Here is a 14,017-nt window from a genome sequence, read left to right on the forward strand (position 1 = left end):
GAGCCCTTTTCTGGCGATTTTTGTAAGGTCGGTTTGGAGGACCGCCGTTGCCTGGGGCCAGACTAGGGATGCAGCACAAATGGCGAAAATAGTATTTAGCTGGTGCTTGCCGATAAAACGGCGAAGGCCTTGATTCGTGCGGCTTGCAACGGTGTTTTGGCGGTTTTCCGCAGGGCGGGCGAGGGGCTTAGTTTTTTCCTGTTCAAGCCCTCGGAAAAAGGTCGTTTCGCGTGCTGGATGCTTCCACCCAGAATGGCGTGCATTGGACAGAACAACAGGAGCCATGACATGACTTTCTCCATCATCGGTCGCTGCCAGGAAACCGGCCAGGTCGGTATTGCCATCAGTTCGTCGAGCATTGCGGTAGGGGCACGCTGCCCCTGGGTACGTGCAGGTGTGGGTGCGGTCGCGACCCAGAACATCACCTTGCCGGCCCTCGGGCCGCAGCTGCTCGATGCCTTGGAGCAGGGGCAGCTGCCGCCTACTGCGCTGGACCGGGTGCTCAATGCCAACGGCTGGAGCGAATACCGCCAGGTCACGGTGATCGACAGCCATGGCCAAGTTGCGCTGTTCACCGGCAAGCAGGCCCTGGGTGTACATGATGCCGTGGCGGGCGAGCAGTGCGCTGCGGCCGGTAACTTGCTGTCTTCCCGGCAGGTGATCGAGGCCATGGTGCACGCCTTCGAACAGGCCGAGGGGCATCTGGCCGACCGCCTGCTGGCGGCCATGCACGCGGCCATGGCGGCGGGGGGCGAGGCCGGCCCTGTGCACTCTGCGGCATTGAAGATTGCCGGGGAGCTGACCTGGCCCTTGGTGGACCTGCGTGTCGACTGGGCCGATGAGGACCCGATCGGGCAACTGGAGGGTCTGTGGCAGGCCTATCGCCCCCAGATGCAGGACTACGTGACCCGCGCCCTCGACCCCACGGCAGCGCCAAGCTACGGGGTACCGGGGAATGAGTGAGTTCGCCAGCCGCGCGCTGCTTGCCCGGCTGATCGGCTTTGCCACGGTCAGCCGCGATTCCAACCTGGCGCTGATTGGCTTTATCCGTGACTACTTGGCGGGTCTTGGCGTGGACTGCGAGTTGTTCCATAACGCCGAAGGCACCAAGGCCAACCTGTTTGCCACCATCGGTCCGCAGGACGTGGGCGGTGTGGTGCTGTCGGGGCACACCGACGTGGTACCGGTGGACGGCCAGGCCTGGACGGTCGAGCCGTTTGCCCTGAGCGAACGTGATGGGCGCTTGTACGGGCGCGGCGCTGCGGACATGAAGGGCTTCATTGCCTCGGTGCTGGCGGCGGTCCCGGCGTTTCTCGCGCGGCCTTTGCGTATGCCGCTGCACCTGGCGTTCTCCTATGACGAAGAAGTCGGTTGCCTGGGGGTACGTTCGATGCTCGCGGCCCTTGAACAGCGGCCCCATAAACCGCGGCTGTGCCTGATTGGCGAGCCGACCGAGCTCAAGCCGGTGCTAGGCCACAAGGGCAAGCTGGCCATGCGTTGTCAGGTCCATGGCGCGGCCTGCCATTCGGCCTATGCGCCTTATGGGGTGAATGCCATCGAGTACGCGGCGCGCCTGATCGGCAAGCTGGGCGAGATGGGTGAGGGGCTGGCGCAGCCCGAGCAGCATGACGTGCGTTTCGATCCGCCGTTCTCCACGGTGCAGACCGGCGTGATCAAGGGGGGCAGGGCGCTGAACATCGTGCCCGAGGAGTGCGAGTTCGACTTCGAGGTGCGTGCCTTGCCGGGCTTCGACGCGCAAGGGGTGGCTGACCAGTTGCAGAGTTACGCCGAGGCCGAGTTGCTGCCCCGCATGCGCGCCGTCAACGAGGGCGCCGATATCCGCCTGCAAGCACTCAGTGCCTACCCGGGGCTGGCCACGCCGGCTGACAGCGAGGCGGCGCAGCTGGTGGCGTTGCTCAGTGGTTCGCAAGCGTTCGGCACGGTAGCGTTCGGTACCGAAGGCGGCCTGTTCGATCAGGCGGGAATCCCGACGGTGGTCTGCGGGCCTGGCAGTATGGAGCAGGGTCACAAGCCGGACGAGTTTGTCAGTGTCGAGCAGTTGCAGGGGTGTGATGCCATGTTGCTGCGGCTGGTGGATTACCTGCGGCAGGGCTGAAAAACGGGGGCCGCGTTGCGGCCCCAGGATGTCACTGCCAATTAAGGTCAGAACGTCGCTTTGACCTGCAAACCGACGACCAACGCATTGTCGATGACTTTGCCCGAAAACGCCCCAGGCTCGATGATGTACTGCACATCCGGCCGCAGGTTCAGCCAAGGGGTGGCCTGGTAGCCGTAGCTCAGTTCGATCAACTGTTCAGCGCTGTCGATGTCCGGGAACTGCTGGCCTGCGTCGAACGCGGCATCTTCCAGCACATCGCGGCTGCGCGGGTTAGGCACGGCGCGGCCATAGCCCAGGGCCACGGTATCGCGCGGGCGGCCTTCGAACGGCTTGTACAGCACCACGCCGGCGCCATACCACTTGGTGAACGGCGAAGCGGCCTTGCTCGATGCCGAGTACTGGCCAAAGGCATGCAGGCTGCGGCCCGGCGAGCCCTGGTCGTTCCACACGGCCTGGTCGATCAACAGGTAATGGCCGCTACGGCCGGACACGTCCTTGTCGCTGCCGATACGTTTCACATCGGAGCTGTCGTAGTAGTAGCCCAGCTTGTACTCGCCTGGCAGCTCGCCTTGCAGTTTGTACACCAGCTCCACCGGCACCACGGTGCCGGTGGTGTGCTTGGGCCCCAGGTGCCAGGCACGGCTGGAGTTGCCGTTGCTTTCGGGGTCGACGTTGAACGCCGCCACCCGCAGCTGCCAGGACGGCGACAGGTCGTATTTGACCCGCACGCCCAGGTGCGCGTTGGGGTAGTTGGTCCAGCCGCTGCCGCCGGACATGTTCAGCGGGTGGCCGCAGAAACCGGCGTTCATGAAGTTGCACAGAATGCCGCTGTCCAGGCCGCCGAGGTCGTTGCCCATGGCCATGTAGCCGAGCTTGACGTTGAGGGCCGGGGTGAACAGGGTGCGCTCGTAGCTCAGTTCGGTCAGGCGGGTGTACAGGCCACCGAAGTTCTCCTGGATCGGCAGGCGGTTGCCCACCAGGTCTTCCGAGGCGCTGTTGCCGCGGCGGTCGTTGATGGTCAGCTGAACCTTGCCGCCGTTCTCCAGGCCATACAGTTTCGACAGGTCGAACTGCACGCCAAGCTTGAGGTTCTGCGAGTAACGGGCCGAACGGTGCAGGCCGCCGTGGGCGTTGTAGGCGGTTTCACCGCTGTAGTCGCCGGTGAACTTGACGCCGTCTTCTTCGAGCTGATGGCGCAGGCCACCCCAGTCACCGGTCATCGTGCTGCGGTTCATGAGGTCGCCGTCGGCGAGGGCACTGCTGCTGGCCAGGGCAAGCAGCAGGGAAGACGTGATGCGAATTGCGGATGGCATTGCGGGGTCTCGATTGATCTTTCAGGGCCTCATCGCTGGCAAGCCGGCCCCCACAGGTTCCGTGTAGGGCCTGTGGAAGCCGGCTTGCCAGCGAGGGGGGTGACGCGGTTTATGGCAGTGCGTAAGAAATCACGTAGTCGCCACGGTCAGTTGACTGACGCGCGCCACCGGCGGTGATCACCACATACTGCTTGCCGGTTTTCGGCGAAACGTAGGTCATTGGGCCACCCTGGCTACCCACCGGCAGGCGGGCCTTCCACACTTCATTACCGTTGCTGCTGTCGTAGGCGCGCAGGTAGAAGTCCTGGGTGCCGGCGATGAACACCAGGCCGCCTTGGGTCGACAGCGTACCGCCCAGGGTAGGCAGGCCGATCTTGATCGGCAGGTGCATGCGGATACCCAGCGGGCCGGTGTCCTCGACGGTGCCGACCGGTACCTGCCAGGCGATCTGGCGGGTTTTCATGTCGACGGCGGTGAGGGTGCCAAATGGTGGTGCCTGGCAGGGGATGCCGGCAACCGACAGGAAGCGGTTCTTGTTCACCGCATAAGGCGTGCCCTTGAGGGGGACGGCGCCCATGCCGGTGTTCAGCGCTTCGCCACCCGAAGCGGCATCGCCTTTGTTCTGCGACGGGATCATCTGGATCCACAGGCCCAGGCGCATGTCGTTGACGAAGATGAAACCATGCACCGGGTCGGTGGAAATGCTGCCCCAGTTCATGCCACCCAGCGAGCCCGGGAAGCTCAGCGACAGGTCGGTGCCCGGCGCGGTGTACAGGCCGTCGTAGCGCATTTTCTTGAAGTCGATGCGGCACAGCAACTGGTCATACGGCGTAGCGCCCCACATGTCCGATTCGGTCAGGGTCTGCGCGCCGATCTGAGGCATGCCTACCGATTTCGGCTGGGTCGGGGAGTACGGCTCATTGGGGATGTTGCTCGGTTTGACCGGTACTTCGTCGACCTGGGTCAGCGGTTTGCCGGTGGCACGGTCAAGCACGTAGATCTGCCCGGCCTTGGTACCGATCACCACCGCAGGCACGGTCTTGCCGTCGTCCTTGGTGAAGTCGATCAGGCTTGGCTGCATCGGCAGGTCGAAGTCCCAGAGGTCGTTGTGTACGGTCTGGTAGACCCATTTCTGATTGCCGGTGGTGGCATCCAGCGCCAGTACCGACGCACCGTAGGTGTGATCCAGCGTGTTGCGTTCAACGCCATAGATGTCGGTGGACGACGAACCCATCGGCAGGAACACGGTGTTCATGGCCGGGTCGTAGGACATCGGTGCCCAGCTGTTCGGGGTGCTGCGCACGTAGCTGCTGCCGTCGGCCGGGGCGTTGCGGTCTTCCGGGTTGCCTGGGTCGAACGCCCAGCGCATGGCCCCGGTGATGACGTCGAAGCCACGGATCACGCCGCCTGGCATGTCGGTCTGGACGTTATCGGCAACGCGACCGCCAACCACCACGGTGGTACCGGCCATCAGCGGCGCGGACGACAGTTGGTAGAAGGAGTCCGGCACGTCACCCAGGCCGGCCATGAGGTTGACCTGGCCGTTGTTGCCGAAGCCCTGGCAGAACTCACCGGTGTCGGCATCGACTGCGATCAGTCGGCCGTCGATGGTGTTGGTGAGCAAGCGGCGCTGGCAGTTGGCACCGGCCGCCACAGTGGCCGCGGCAATCGGCGAGCTGTTCGGCTGGGTCGGTTGGGCCAGCGGCGCGGTGGCGTCGAAGTAGGCCATGCCGCGGCAACGCTGCCAGACCTTGGACTGGGCGTTGATTGCGTTCTTCCACAGCTCTTTGCCGGTGTCGGCGTCGAGTGCGATCAGGTTGTTGTGCGGGGTGCAGATGAACACCTTGTTGCCAACCTGCAGCGGGGTCAGTTGGTCCTCGGCGCCGTTGCCGTCGCTGATGGCGACGTCACCGGTGTGGTAGGTCCAGGCCACCTTCAGCTTGTTGACGTTGTCACGGTTGATCTGGTCGAGCGCAGCGAAGCGGCTGCCACCTTCGGTGTTGCCGTAGTGGGCCCAGTCCTTCTGCTCCTTGCCCGCTTCGACCGGGGTCATGCCAGGGCCTTTGCCGGTAGGGGCGACGCTTGGGTGGGCGACGAACATGTTGCCTGCAGCAACCACCAGCGCCACCGCCAGCACACCGGCGATACCGTAGGCGCCACGCCCGGTGGTGCCGCCGTTGGCGCGGACCAGCAGCGGGTAGACCAGCGCCACCACCATACCGATCGCGGCGAACATGAACACGCGGGAGAACAGCGGCCAGAACACCAGGCCCGCGTCGATCAGTGCCCAGATCGCGGTGCCGATCAGGAACACGGCATACAGCCAGGCCCCAGCGACCTTGCGACGGGCGATGAGGATACCGGCGATGGCCATGGCCAGCCCGCCGACCAGGAAATACCAGGAGCCGCCGAGGCCGGCCAGTTTGATGCCGCCAGCGGCCAGGAGCAGGCCGAGCAGGGCGACGATAACGCCCAGGCCGACCAGAATGAGGGTTGTGGCGCCAGAGGCGCGCGGTGTTTCTTTCATGCCAGGGATCTCAGCAGGTGGAATGTGCGCAGTTTAAGCCCTTAGCAAGCTAATTAACAAGTTAGTACAAAGTTTTGTGAGGCTGATTGTCGCAGGGCTGAACTGGCCAAGGTGTCGGCAAAAGTCTAGATCACGCGCTGAAAATTGCAGTAAACCATGCGTTCATGCGGGCTATGCAATCGGTACTCATACTTTGGTCGAGTCGCTGCCCACGAAAGCCTGCAGCACCTGCAGGCCCCGATTGCACCGCACAGCCTCAGTCGGGCCACGGGGTGGTGCTGCTGTAGAACACCGCGAGCCAAACAGTCGGGGTACCGGGTGCGGTCCATTCCACGCGGTGGCGGTAATGCGCCGGGATGTCCAGGCAATCGCCAGGCTCCAGCAGCCGGGTATGGTTTTCATGCTCGAAGCGCAGGCCGGCTGCGCCGCTCAGCAGCACGATCCATTCACCTTCGGCCTGGTCGTACCAGTACCCCGTTGGGCTGCATTGGCCGCTCGAGACAATGCGCTCTATCCGCACACCGGGGCGGCTGAGCAGCTCGTCGACCCGCTCGGCAGAGGTCGGGTCGCAGGGCGGGAGGGGGCTGAGCACGTTGAGGGGCACCATGTGTCATCTCGTTCAAAGGGAGGTGCTTCCACTATGGACGTGATTGCCGGGCCGCGCGCTTCTTGACCCGCCCACTAGATTGTAGGACCGTTCCGAGTTTTCAACGATGGGCGAAAAATGGACAAACTCCTGGCCATGAAGATGTTCGCGGCGACCGTCGATGCTCAGGGGTTTTCTGCAGCAGCGCGCAAGCTCGGGCTGGCGACATCGTCGGTGACACGCTTGGTCGATGCCTTGGAGGCGGAGCTTGGGGCGACCTTGTTGAACCGCTCGACCCGCCAGGTCAGCCTGACCGAGGCGGGCGCCCGCTACTACGCGCGTACCCGGGGCATCTTCGAAGCGTTGGACGAAGCCGATGCCAGTGTCGCCGACCGGGGCGAGGAGCCGGTCGGCGTGCTGCGCCTGTGCCTGCCAGTGGAATTCGGGCGCCGGGTGATCGCGCCGCACCTGGGGGCGTTTCTGGCCAGGCACCCGGCCCTGGAGCTGGACATCGACCTGAGCGATCGCCTGGATGACTTGCTCGATGGTCGTTACGACCTGTCGATCCGCCTGGGCGACCCTGCGCCGAATGATGAGCTGGTGTGCCGCCCTCTGGGTCGGTTCGAGCGTTGGCTGGTGGCCAGCCCCGCCTACCTGAGCGGTCGCGAAACGCTGGCCCACCCGCAACAGTTGATGGAGCACGCCTGCCTGCGTTTTCGCTATGGGCAAAAAGCTCGCCCCTGGCGCCTGTCTCGCGGGCAGCAGGTGCTGGAGCTGGACGTGAGCGGGCCGCTGCGCAGCGCCAATGCCGACCTGTTGCGTGAAGCCGCGCTGGCGGGTAGCGGGATTGCCCTGCTGGCCGACTGGCTGGTGCGTGAGGATGTGGCTGGCGGCGCGCTGCAGCGCGTGTTCGCTGATTGGCAGGTCAGCCCCGGCACCGCCAATGACAGGATCAATGCGTTGTACTTGCCCAACCACCGCGGCTCGCGTCGGGTGCAGGCGTTCATCGGCTTCTGTGAAGGCTTGCTGGCCCCCTGAAACACCAGCGTTGCGCAGGGTGCAAAGCCCTGTTGCGTGCTGGCCGGATTCTAGCCTGCGGCACGCCTGGGTAAGGTGTGCGGCATATTTCGTCCCTTGTCGAGGCACATCCTATGAACCCCTCCCTAGCTGCAGAGCAGCCCTCGGCCATCGGCCTGAGCCGGGCCCTGGTGACACTGCTGGCGTTTTGTTGCGGCGCCATCGTCGCGAATATCTACTATGCCCAGCCCATCGTCGGGCTGATCGCGCCAGACCTGGGGCTTTCCAACGAGCACGCCAGCCTGATCGTTTCCCTGACCCAGCTGGGTTACGCGCTGGGCCTGCTGTTGCTGGTACCGCTGGCCGACCTGCTGGAAAACCGCCGACTGATGATCGCCACTGCGGTGCTGGCCTGCATCAGCCTGCTGTTGGCAGGCACCAGCGGCAGTGGCCAGGGCCAGCTGTTTCTGGGCTATGCGCTGTTGATCGGGTTCAGTTCGGTGGCGGTGCAGATGCTGATCCCGCTGGCGGCGCACCTGGCACCTGAGCAGCAGCGTGGGCGTGTGGTCGGCAATATCATGGGCGGGCTGCTGTTGGGCATTCTGCTGGCGCGGCCGTTGTCGAGCCTAGTGGCCGACCACTTCGGCTGGCGAACCGTGTTCATCGGCGCGGCAGGGGTGATGCTGGCGATCATCGTGCTGCTGGCCCTGACCCTGCCGCGGCGAGTGCCCGAGCACAAGGCCAGCTATGCCGCGCTGATGATGTCGCTGATCGCGCTGCTGCGCCGTTATCCGGTGCTGCGTCAGCGTTCGCTGTATCAGGCATTGATGTTCGCGGCCTTCAGCCTGTACTGGACCGCGGTGCCACTGGCGTTGGCAGGGGAGTACGGCCTGTCGCAGAGCCAGATCGCGCTGTTTGCCCTGGTCGGTGCGGTGGGCGCTGTGGCCGCGCCCTTGGCCGGGCGCATGGCCGATGCCGGGCATGCCCGTGCCGGTTCGCTGGCGGCCTTGCTGCTGGCGCCGGTGGCGCTGCTGATCGGGCTGACTTCGCCTGGCTTCAGCGTGATCGGCCTGGCGCTGACAGGCGTGCTGTTGGACTTCGCGGTGCAGATGAACATGGTCATAGGCCAGCGTGAAGTGTATGCCCTGGACCCGGCAAGCCGTGGGCGGCTGAACGCGGTGTACATGACCAGCATCTTTCTGGGCGGGGCGTTGGGCTCGGCGGTGGCCAGTGCGCTGTTTGCCCAGTTCGGCTGGCACGGGGTAGCGCTGGTGGGCGCCGGGTTGCCCGGGGTGGCGCTGATCGTGTTCCTCATCCAGGCCCGGCGGGGTTTGTAGGAGCGGCCTTGTGTCGCGAAAGGGCTGCGTAGCGGCCCCGACAATCTATGCGGCGAAGCTGAAATCTGGGGCCGCTACGCGCCCCTTTCGCGACGCAAGGCCGCTCCTACAATCGCCTGGCTTCAGCGTGATCGGCCTGGCGCTGACAGGCGTGCTGTTGGACTTCGCGGTGCAGATGAACATTTCTGGGCGGGGCGTTGGGCTCGGCGGTGGCCAGTGCGCTGTTGGCCCAGTTCGGCTGGCACGGGGTAGCGCTGGTGGGCGCCGGGTTGCCCGGGGTGGCGTTGATCGTGTTCCTCATCCAGGTCCGGCGGGGTTTGTAATCGATGGACTCGCCCCCGCCGAGGCATCACAGTGCCACGGTGGCGTTCATAGAAGCCAACGGCAGCGAGGGCGAGACCATGAAAAAGCATAGTTCGAAGCACGATCCTCTGTCTTCCACTGATGTGGAGCTTTGCACAACCATCTGCGTAGACCTGGCCAAACAGGTCTTCCAGTTAGCAGGCGAGGATGCTACCGGTCGGGTGATCTACGAAGATCGCATCAAGTCCCGTCAGGCCTTCCATGATTTCCTGCTCAAACTGCCAGCGACAGTGACCGTCTTGATGGAGTGCGGTCCAGGTGCACAAGCCTGGGCCAGGCTGCTGCAGACCCAAGGTAATCCAGTTCGTATCCTGCCTGCGCAACGGGTGGCCGAACACCGCAGCGGCGCGAAGAACGACCGAAACGACGCCCATGCCATTTTGCGTGCCGGTCGCGATACCAGCATTGCCTCAATACCGATCAAGAGCACCACAGCACTGGCTATTCAAGCACTGCACCGTGTCCGGCGCGGCAACATCAAGCGGCATACGGCACTGGGCAATCAGATGCGTGGCTTGCTGCTTGAGCATGGCGTGTCGATGCTCCAAGGCGATGCCGCGATGAGTACGCACATACCGCGAGCCCTTGAGGATGCCACCTTGCCCCTGCCTGATTTGTTGCGCGAGTTGCTCGATGAGCTGTTGGCTGACTGGCTCTATCTAGGTGAGCGCATTGCGGTGCTGAGTAAACGGCTCGAAGCGACAGCCCAAGAAGACGAGGTCGCACAGCGGCTGATCACCATTCGTGGCGTCGGTCCAATCATCGCCACGGCAATCGTGGCGAAACAGACCGAGCCCAGTCGATTCGCCAGTGGCCGAATGTATTCTGCCTTCTTCGGTATCGTGCCCGACCAGCACAGCAGCGGAAACAAAATCAGGCTGGGCAGGATGAGCAAGCGAGGTGACGGCTACATACGCAGCCTGATGATCCAAGGCGCGCATGCGGTCTTGAGTCAGCTAAGGCCTGATTCCGATCAGCCAGACGATCGCCGCCTCTTGCGCTGGCTGTCCCGCCTTGGGCGCAAGGAGGCGGCTATCAGGCTGGCTAATCGAAATCTGCGCATTATCTGGGCTCTGTTACAGAGCAATCAGGTTTACCAACGCAAACCGAACAACAACTCGGAGGCTGCTATGAGCCTCTGACCAACCGAGCAATGCCACCGGGGCGCCGAGCGCTCCAACCCCTGCTAGTGAACATTGACCCTTGGTAAGACCGTCGCAGACAGATGCCTCCGCTCCTACAGGCCTAATGTAATGGCCTTAATGTAAACGGCACGCTGCGAGCTCACCACGATGTTGGCCAGAAGCGAAAAGCTTCCTCGAATAGGCCTGATACATAGATGCAACCGGGTTCCAATGCTCAAAAGCAGCTAGACAATGTGGGCGAGTCCATACATAGGAGCGGCCTAGCGTCGCGAAAGGGGCGCGTAGCGGCCCCGACAATCTATGCGGCGAAGCTGAAATCTGGGGCCGCTACGCAGCCCTTTCGCGACGCAAGGCCGCTCCTACAATCGCCTGGCTTCAGCGTGATCGGCCTGGCGCTGACAGGCGTGCTGTTGGACTTCGCGGTGCAGATGAACATTTCTGGGCGGGGCGTTGGGCTCGGCGGTGGCCAGTGCGCTGTTGGCCCAGTTCGGCTGGCACGGGGTAGCGCTGATCGTGTTCCTCATCCAGGCCCGGCGGGGTTTGTAGGAGCGGCCTTGCGTCGCGAAAGGGCTGCGTAGCGGCCCCGACAATCTATGCGGCGAAGCTGAAATCTGGGGCCGCTGCGCGCCCCTTTCGCGACGCAAGGCCGCTCCTACAATCGCCTGGCTTCAGCGTGATCGGCCTGGCGCTGACAGGCGTGCTGTTGGACTTCGCGGTGCAGATGAACATTTCTGGGCGGGGCGTTGGGCTCGGCGGTGGCCAGTGCGCTGTTGGCCCAGTTCGGCTGGCACGGGGTAGCGCTGATCGTGTTCCTCATCCAGGCCCGGCGGGGTTTGTAGGAGCGGCCTTGCGTCGCGAAAGGGGCGCGTAGCGGCCCCGACAATCTATGCGGCGAAGCTGAAATCTGGGGCCGCTGCGCAGCCCTTTCGCGACGCAAGGCCGCTCCTACAAACGGCCGCTCAGCGGCCCAGGGGCAACGCCACGCCAATCACGACGAACAATGTCCCGCAGCAGCGATTGAACCCTTTGCCGCCTTTGGCCAGCCAGGGCCGAATGCGAAACGCCAGCCGTGCCAGCAGGTACTCGACCACAAACTCCACGCTGGCAAAGGTCGCCGCCATCACCACGAACTGCAGCAACAGCCCCCGTTGGGGGGCGAGGAACTGCGGCAGGAACGCGCCATAGAACAACAGCACCTTGGGGTTGGCCATGGCCGACAGCAGCCCCTGACGGAACAGGCTCGCATTGCTCAAGCGTGGGGTTCGCTGGGTCACCTCCAGGTGCAGCGCCGGGCTGCGCCACAGCTGCACACCCAGCCAGACCAAGTAGGCGCCACCCACCCACTTGAGGATGCCAAGCACCGATGCAGAGGTTTGCAGCAGTGCACTGAGGCCGAACATCGCCAGGGCGATCAGGGCGCTGAAGCCGAATACCCCGCCAACGATGGTGAACAGGGTGCGGCGCGCGCCATACAGTGCACCGTGGGTCAAGGCCAGCAAACTGTTAGGGCCTGGGGTCAGCGACAGGCCAATGCTGGCCAGCAGGTAGATAAGCCAAGTGTCGAGTGCCATGGGCAATGCCTTGTAGGGTCACAGGGCGCCAGTCTAGGCCACGACGACGTTTTTAGAGGGTATTATCTGGACATTCTATGGTTCAATCCGGACGCCCTGCGATGCCCCCTGATATCCGCCTGCTGATCGTGCCGCTGCCGGAGTTCGCCTTGCTGCCGTTCGGGGCGTTTCTCGACAAGCTCCGCTTCAGCGCCGATGACGAAGACTACAGCCGTCAGCGCTACTGCAGCTGGACCCTGGCAGGACTGACCCGCGAGCCGGTGGCCGCCAGCAGTGGCGTGGTGGTGCAGGTAGAGGCCATCGCCGAACAGCTCGACCTGCAGCAGTACGATTACCTGGTGCTGTTTGGCGGCCGCAACGCCATGGCCACCGCCGAGCTGGCACCGTCTTACAAGGGCTTGCTGAAACGGGCCGCCAAGGCTGGCGTCAAGCTGGTGGGTGTCGATAACGCCGCGTTTCTACTGGCCGCGTGCGGCCTGCTGGAGGGGCACGACGTGGTGGTCCACTGGCGGCATGAGGCCGAGTTCCGTACCGCGTTCCCTCACCTGAAGGTCCTGCGCGATCAGCTTTATTGCATTCAAGGCGGGCGCATCACCTGTGCTGGGGGGACGGCGGCCGTCGACCTGGCCGTAGAACTGTTGTCGCGCGCCTGTGGGCGAGCCCGAGCGCTGAAGGGCCTGGCCGACATGCTGGTAGACGAAACGCGCGATAGCCGCCACGCCTTGCGCTCGCTGGAGCTGGGGGTGGCGCAGGGGCGGCAGGTTCAGCGCGCATTGGCGTTGATGCGCCATCACCTGGCTTCACCGTTGTCGGTCGAGCACCTGGCGGCAGAGCTGTGCATCAGCCGTCGGCAGCTCGATCGACAGTTCCTGGCCAGCCAGGGCATGAGCGCCAAGGCCTGGTGGCGGGAAATGCGCTTGCAGCAGGCGCGCTGGCGGTTGCTCAATTCCAGCCACAGCCTGGCGCAGATTGCCGATGAAGTCGGGTTGGGCGATGCCAGCCACCTGGGCAAGTGCGTGCGACGGCGGTTTGGCTGTACGGCGTTGCAGCTGCGCAGCGGGGCGGCTGCTGGCTGAGGCCGCCCAGGCTGTTCAGGTGCTTATTGCGGGGTACCGAACAAGGCCGTCCAGTAGATCCCGGCATCACTCTTCGGGTCCACCGCATAGGCGGCCCCCAACTCGCGGAAATCAGGGTTCATCAACGTAGCGCAATGCCCAGGGCTGGCCAGCCAGCCGTCGACTACCTTGTGCGCGCTGTCGCGGCCGGCAGCGATGTTCTCGCCGACCTGCTGATACAGGTAACCGGCCAACTCCGCTCGATCGCCGGGGGTACGGCCGTCCTTGTCGATGTGGTCGAAGAAGTTCTGGTTGGCCATGGCCCGGGTGTGGTCGGCGGCCACGCCGGCCAAGGTGGTATTCCAGGTCAGCGCCGGGGCGCCAGCAAAGGGCTGGCCGCCGCACTGGCGCGGCAACTTGCGCGCAGCGTTGATTTCCTGCAGCACCTTCTGCCCCTCGGCTTGCCAGTCACCGAGGCGCCCGCTGAGCAACGGGCGGGCGAGGACGATGCGCCAGTCGCGGCCTTCCTGGCTGACGCCGATATCGACGAACTGCGGGTCGAGCACCACTTGGCAGAAACTCTCTTCGATAGCATGCATGGCCGCTTGTGCATCACGCGGGCCCGAGAGGCTGATCGCCTGCACGTTGACCATCGGGTAGGCAGCGCGGGTCATGGCCTGCTGCAAGTCGCGGGTGCCCTCGGGGGACAATGCCAGGCGGGTGTCGCTGTTGAGGGGGGGAAGCTCCAGCGACGCTTCGCCACCGCAAGGCTGGGCCTTGCTGCGGTAGGCATTGATCGAATCGATCAGTTGCCCCTCTTCGCCAGTCACAGCGAAGGCCCCGGTCGAGATGACCAGGCCCAGCGACAAGGCGGCAACAGATGACAGGACGCGCATGTGAATCTCCCTATGACTGGCAGCGTCGTGGTAAGCGCTGCTCATCCTACACAAGCCCAGGGTTTTTGGCCCGGTATCGTGTAAAGCA

12 protein-coding genes and 3 pseudogenes are annotated in these 14,017 nt (G+C 64.2%); 9 read left to right on the forward strand and 6 right to left on the reverse strand.

Features of this window, described 5'->3' with window-relative positions; translation table 11 throughout:
* Positions 1-95: 95 nt before the first annotated feature.
* The gene (locus LOY26_RS11260) at positions 96-290 is read right to left on the reverse strand and encodes a hypothetical protein (protein ID WP_186663570.1); all 195 of its coding nucleotides are present in this window, start codon (positions 288-290) and stop codon (positions 96-98) included.
* Here LOY26_RS11260 and LOY26_RS11265 point away from each other — a divergent pair.
* Both LOY26_RS11265 and argE read left to right on the forward strand, forming a co-directional pair.
* Positions 289-963 (forward strand): DUF1028 domain-containing protein, encoded by a 675-nt coding sequence (locus LOY26_RS11265; protein ID WP_258714750.1) that lies wholly within the window; start codon positions 289-291, stop codon positions 961-963. The two genes, LOY26_RS11260 and LOY26_RS11265, sit on opposite strands and share 2 nt — an antisense overlap.
* Positions 956-2,116, forward strand: a complete 1,161-nt coding sequence (argE, locus tag LOY26_RS11270) for an acetylornithine deacetylase (protein WP_186659578.1) — start codon at positions 956-958, stop codon at positions 2,114-2,116. Before LOY26_RS11265 ends, argE begins: the two co-directional genes overlap by 8 nt.
* Before the next feature lie 47 nt (positions 2,117-2,163).
* Here argE and LOY26_RS11275 read toward each other — a convergent pair whose 3' ends face one another.
* From LOY26_RS11275 to LOY26_RS11285, 3 genes are all read right to left on the reverse strand, one after another.
* Positions 2,164-3,432 (reverse strand): carbohydrate porin, encoded by a 1,269-nt coding sequence (locus LOY26_RS11275; RefSeq protein ID WP_258714751.1) that lies wholly within the window; start codon positions 3,430-3,432, stop codon positions 2,164-2,166.
* A 109-nt stretch (positions 3,433-3,541) separates the two neighbouring features.
* Positions 3,542-5,959 carry a glucose/quinate/shikimate family membrane-bound PQQ-dependent dehydrogenase gene (locus LOY26_RS11280; protein WP_258714752.1) on the reverse strand — a complete coding sequence of 806 codons (2,418 nt, stop codon included), beginning with the start codon at positions 5,957-5,959 and terminating at the stop codon, positions 3,542-3,544.
* A 256-nt stretch (positions 5,960-6,215) separates the two neighbouring features.
* Positions 6,216-6,566 carry a cupin domain-containing protein gene (locus tag LOY26_RS11285; RefSeq protein WP_186659585.1) on the reverse strand — a complete coding sequence of 117 codons (351 nt, stop codon included), beginning with the start codon at positions 6,564-6,566 and terminating at the stop codon, positions 6,216-6,218.
* Between the two features lie 117 nt (positions 6,567-6,683).
* Here LOY26_RS11285 and LOY26_RS11290 point away from each other — a divergent pair, with 117 nt between their 5' ends.
* From LOY26_RS11290 to LOY26_RS11315, 6 genes and pseudogenes are all read left to right on the forward strand, one after another.
* Positions 6,684-7,583 carry a LysR family transcriptional regulator gene (locus LOY26_RS11290; RefSeq protein WP_258714753.1) on the forward strand — a complete coding sequence of 300 codons (900 nt, stop codon included), beginning with the start codon at positions 6,684-6,686 and terminating at the stop codon, positions 7,581-7,583.
* Between the two features lie 113 nt (positions 7,584-7,696).
* A complete protein-coding gene (locus LOY26_RS11295) occupies positions 7,697-8,899 on the forward strand; it encodes an MFS transporter (protein WP_186663575.1) in 1,203 nt (400 codons plus the stop codon).
* Between the two features lie 106 nt (positions 8,900-9,005).
* Positions 9,006-9,222 (forward strand): annotated as a pseudogene (locus LOY26_RS11300) (MFS transporter); the annotation flags it as partial.
* Positions 9,223-9,345: 123 nt separating this feature from the next.
* Complete coding sequence (locus tag LOY26_RS11305; RefSeq protein ID WP_258714898.1) at positions 9,346-10,404, forward strand: IS110 family transposase; 1,059 nt, start codon at positions 9,346-9,348, stop codon at positions 10,402-10,404.
* A gap of 362 nt (positions 10,405-10,766) precedes the next feature.
* Positions 10,767-10,953: pseudogene (locus tag LOY26_RS11310) on the forward strand (MFS transporter); the annotation flags it as partial.
* 106 nt (positions 10,954-11,059) lie between these two features.
* Positions 11,060-11,246, forward strand: a pseudogene (locus tag LOY26_RS11315) (MFS transporter); the annotation flags it as partial.
* A 120-nt stretch (positions 11,247-11,366) separates the two neighbouring features.
* Here the strand turns inward: LOY26_RS11315 and LOY26_RS11320 are convergent.
* Positions 11,367-11,978, reverse strand: coding sequence for a LysE family translocator (locus LOY26_RS11320; RefSeq protein ID WP_258714754.1), 612 nt, complete (start codon positions 11,976-11,978; stop codon positions 11,367-11,369).
* 101 nt (positions 11,979-12,079) lie between these two features.
* On the opposite strand from LOY26_RS11320, the gene LOY26_RS11325 reads away from it, so the two are divergent.
* A complete protein-coding gene (locus LOY26_RS11325; RefSeq protein ID WP_258714755.1) occupies positions 12,080-13,054 on the forward strand; it encodes a GlxA family transcriptional regulator in 975 nt (324 codons plus the stop codon).
* 23 nt (positions 13,055-13,077) lie between these two features.
* On the opposite strand, the gene LOY26_RS11330 is transcribed toward LOY26_RS11325, so the two are convergent.
* Complete coding sequence (locus LOY26_RS11330; RefSeq protein ID WP_186660437.1) at positions 13,078-13,929, reverse strand: CAP domain-containing protein; 852 nt, start codon at positions 13,927-13,929, stop codon at positions 13,078-13,080.
* Positions 13,930-14,017: the final 88 nt, after the last annotated feature.

Source organism: Pseudomonas sp. B21-047, assembly GCF_024748775.1.
Lineage (GTDB): Bacteria > Pseudomonadota > Gammaproteobacteria > Pseudomonadales > Pseudomonadaceae > Aquipseudomonas > Aquipseudomonas capeferrum.

Excerpts from the sequence above, each read along its gene's own strand:
- LOY26_RS11265 (WP_258714750.1), top strand. The coding sequence starts at position 289 with ATGACTTTCTCCATCATCGGTCGCTGCCAGGAAACCGGCCAGGTCGGT.
- LOY26_RS11260 (WP_186663570.1), bottom strand. The coding sequence starts at position 290 with ATGTCATGGCTCCTGTTGTTCTGTCCAATGCACGCCATTCTGGGTGGA.
- argE (WP_186659578.1), top strand. The coding sequence starts at position 956 with ATGAGTGAGTTCGCCAGCCGCGCGCTGCTTGCCCGGCTGATCGGCTTT.
- LOY26_RS11275 (WP_258714751.1), bottom strand. The coding sequence starts at position 3,432 with ATGCCATCCGCAATTCGCATCACGTCTTCCCTGCTGCTTGCCCTGGCC.
- LOY26_RS11280 (WP_258714752.1), bottom strand. The coding sequence starts at position 5,959 with ATGAAAGAAACACCGCGCGCCTCTGGCGCCACAACCCTCATTCTGGTC.
- LOY26_RS11285 (WP_186659585.1), bottom strand. The coding sequence starts at position 6,566 with ATGGTGCCCCTCAACGTGCTCAGCCCCCTCCCGCCCTGCGACCCGACC.
- LOY26_RS11290 (WP_258714753.1), top strand. The coding sequence starts at position 6,684 with ATGGACAAACTCCTGGCCATGAAGATGTTCGCGGCGACCGTCGATGCT.
- LOY26_RS11295 (WP_186663575.1), top strand. The coding sequence starts at position 7,697 with ATGAACCCCTCCCTAGCTGCAGAGCAGCCCTCGGCCATCGGCCTGAGC.
- LOY26_RS11320 (WP_258714754.1), bottom strand. The coding sequence starts at position 11,978 with ATGGCACTCGACACTTGGCTTATCTACCTGCTGGCCAGCATTGGCCTG.
- LOY26_RS11325 (WP_258714755.1), top strand. The coding sequence starts at position 12,080 with ATGCCCCCTGATATCCGCCTGCTGATCGTGCCGCTGCCGGAGTTCGCC.
- LOY26_RS11330 (WP_186660437.1), bottom strand. The coding sequence starts at position 13,929 with ATGCGCGTCCTGTCATCTGTTGCCGCCTTGTCGCTGGGCCTGGTCATC.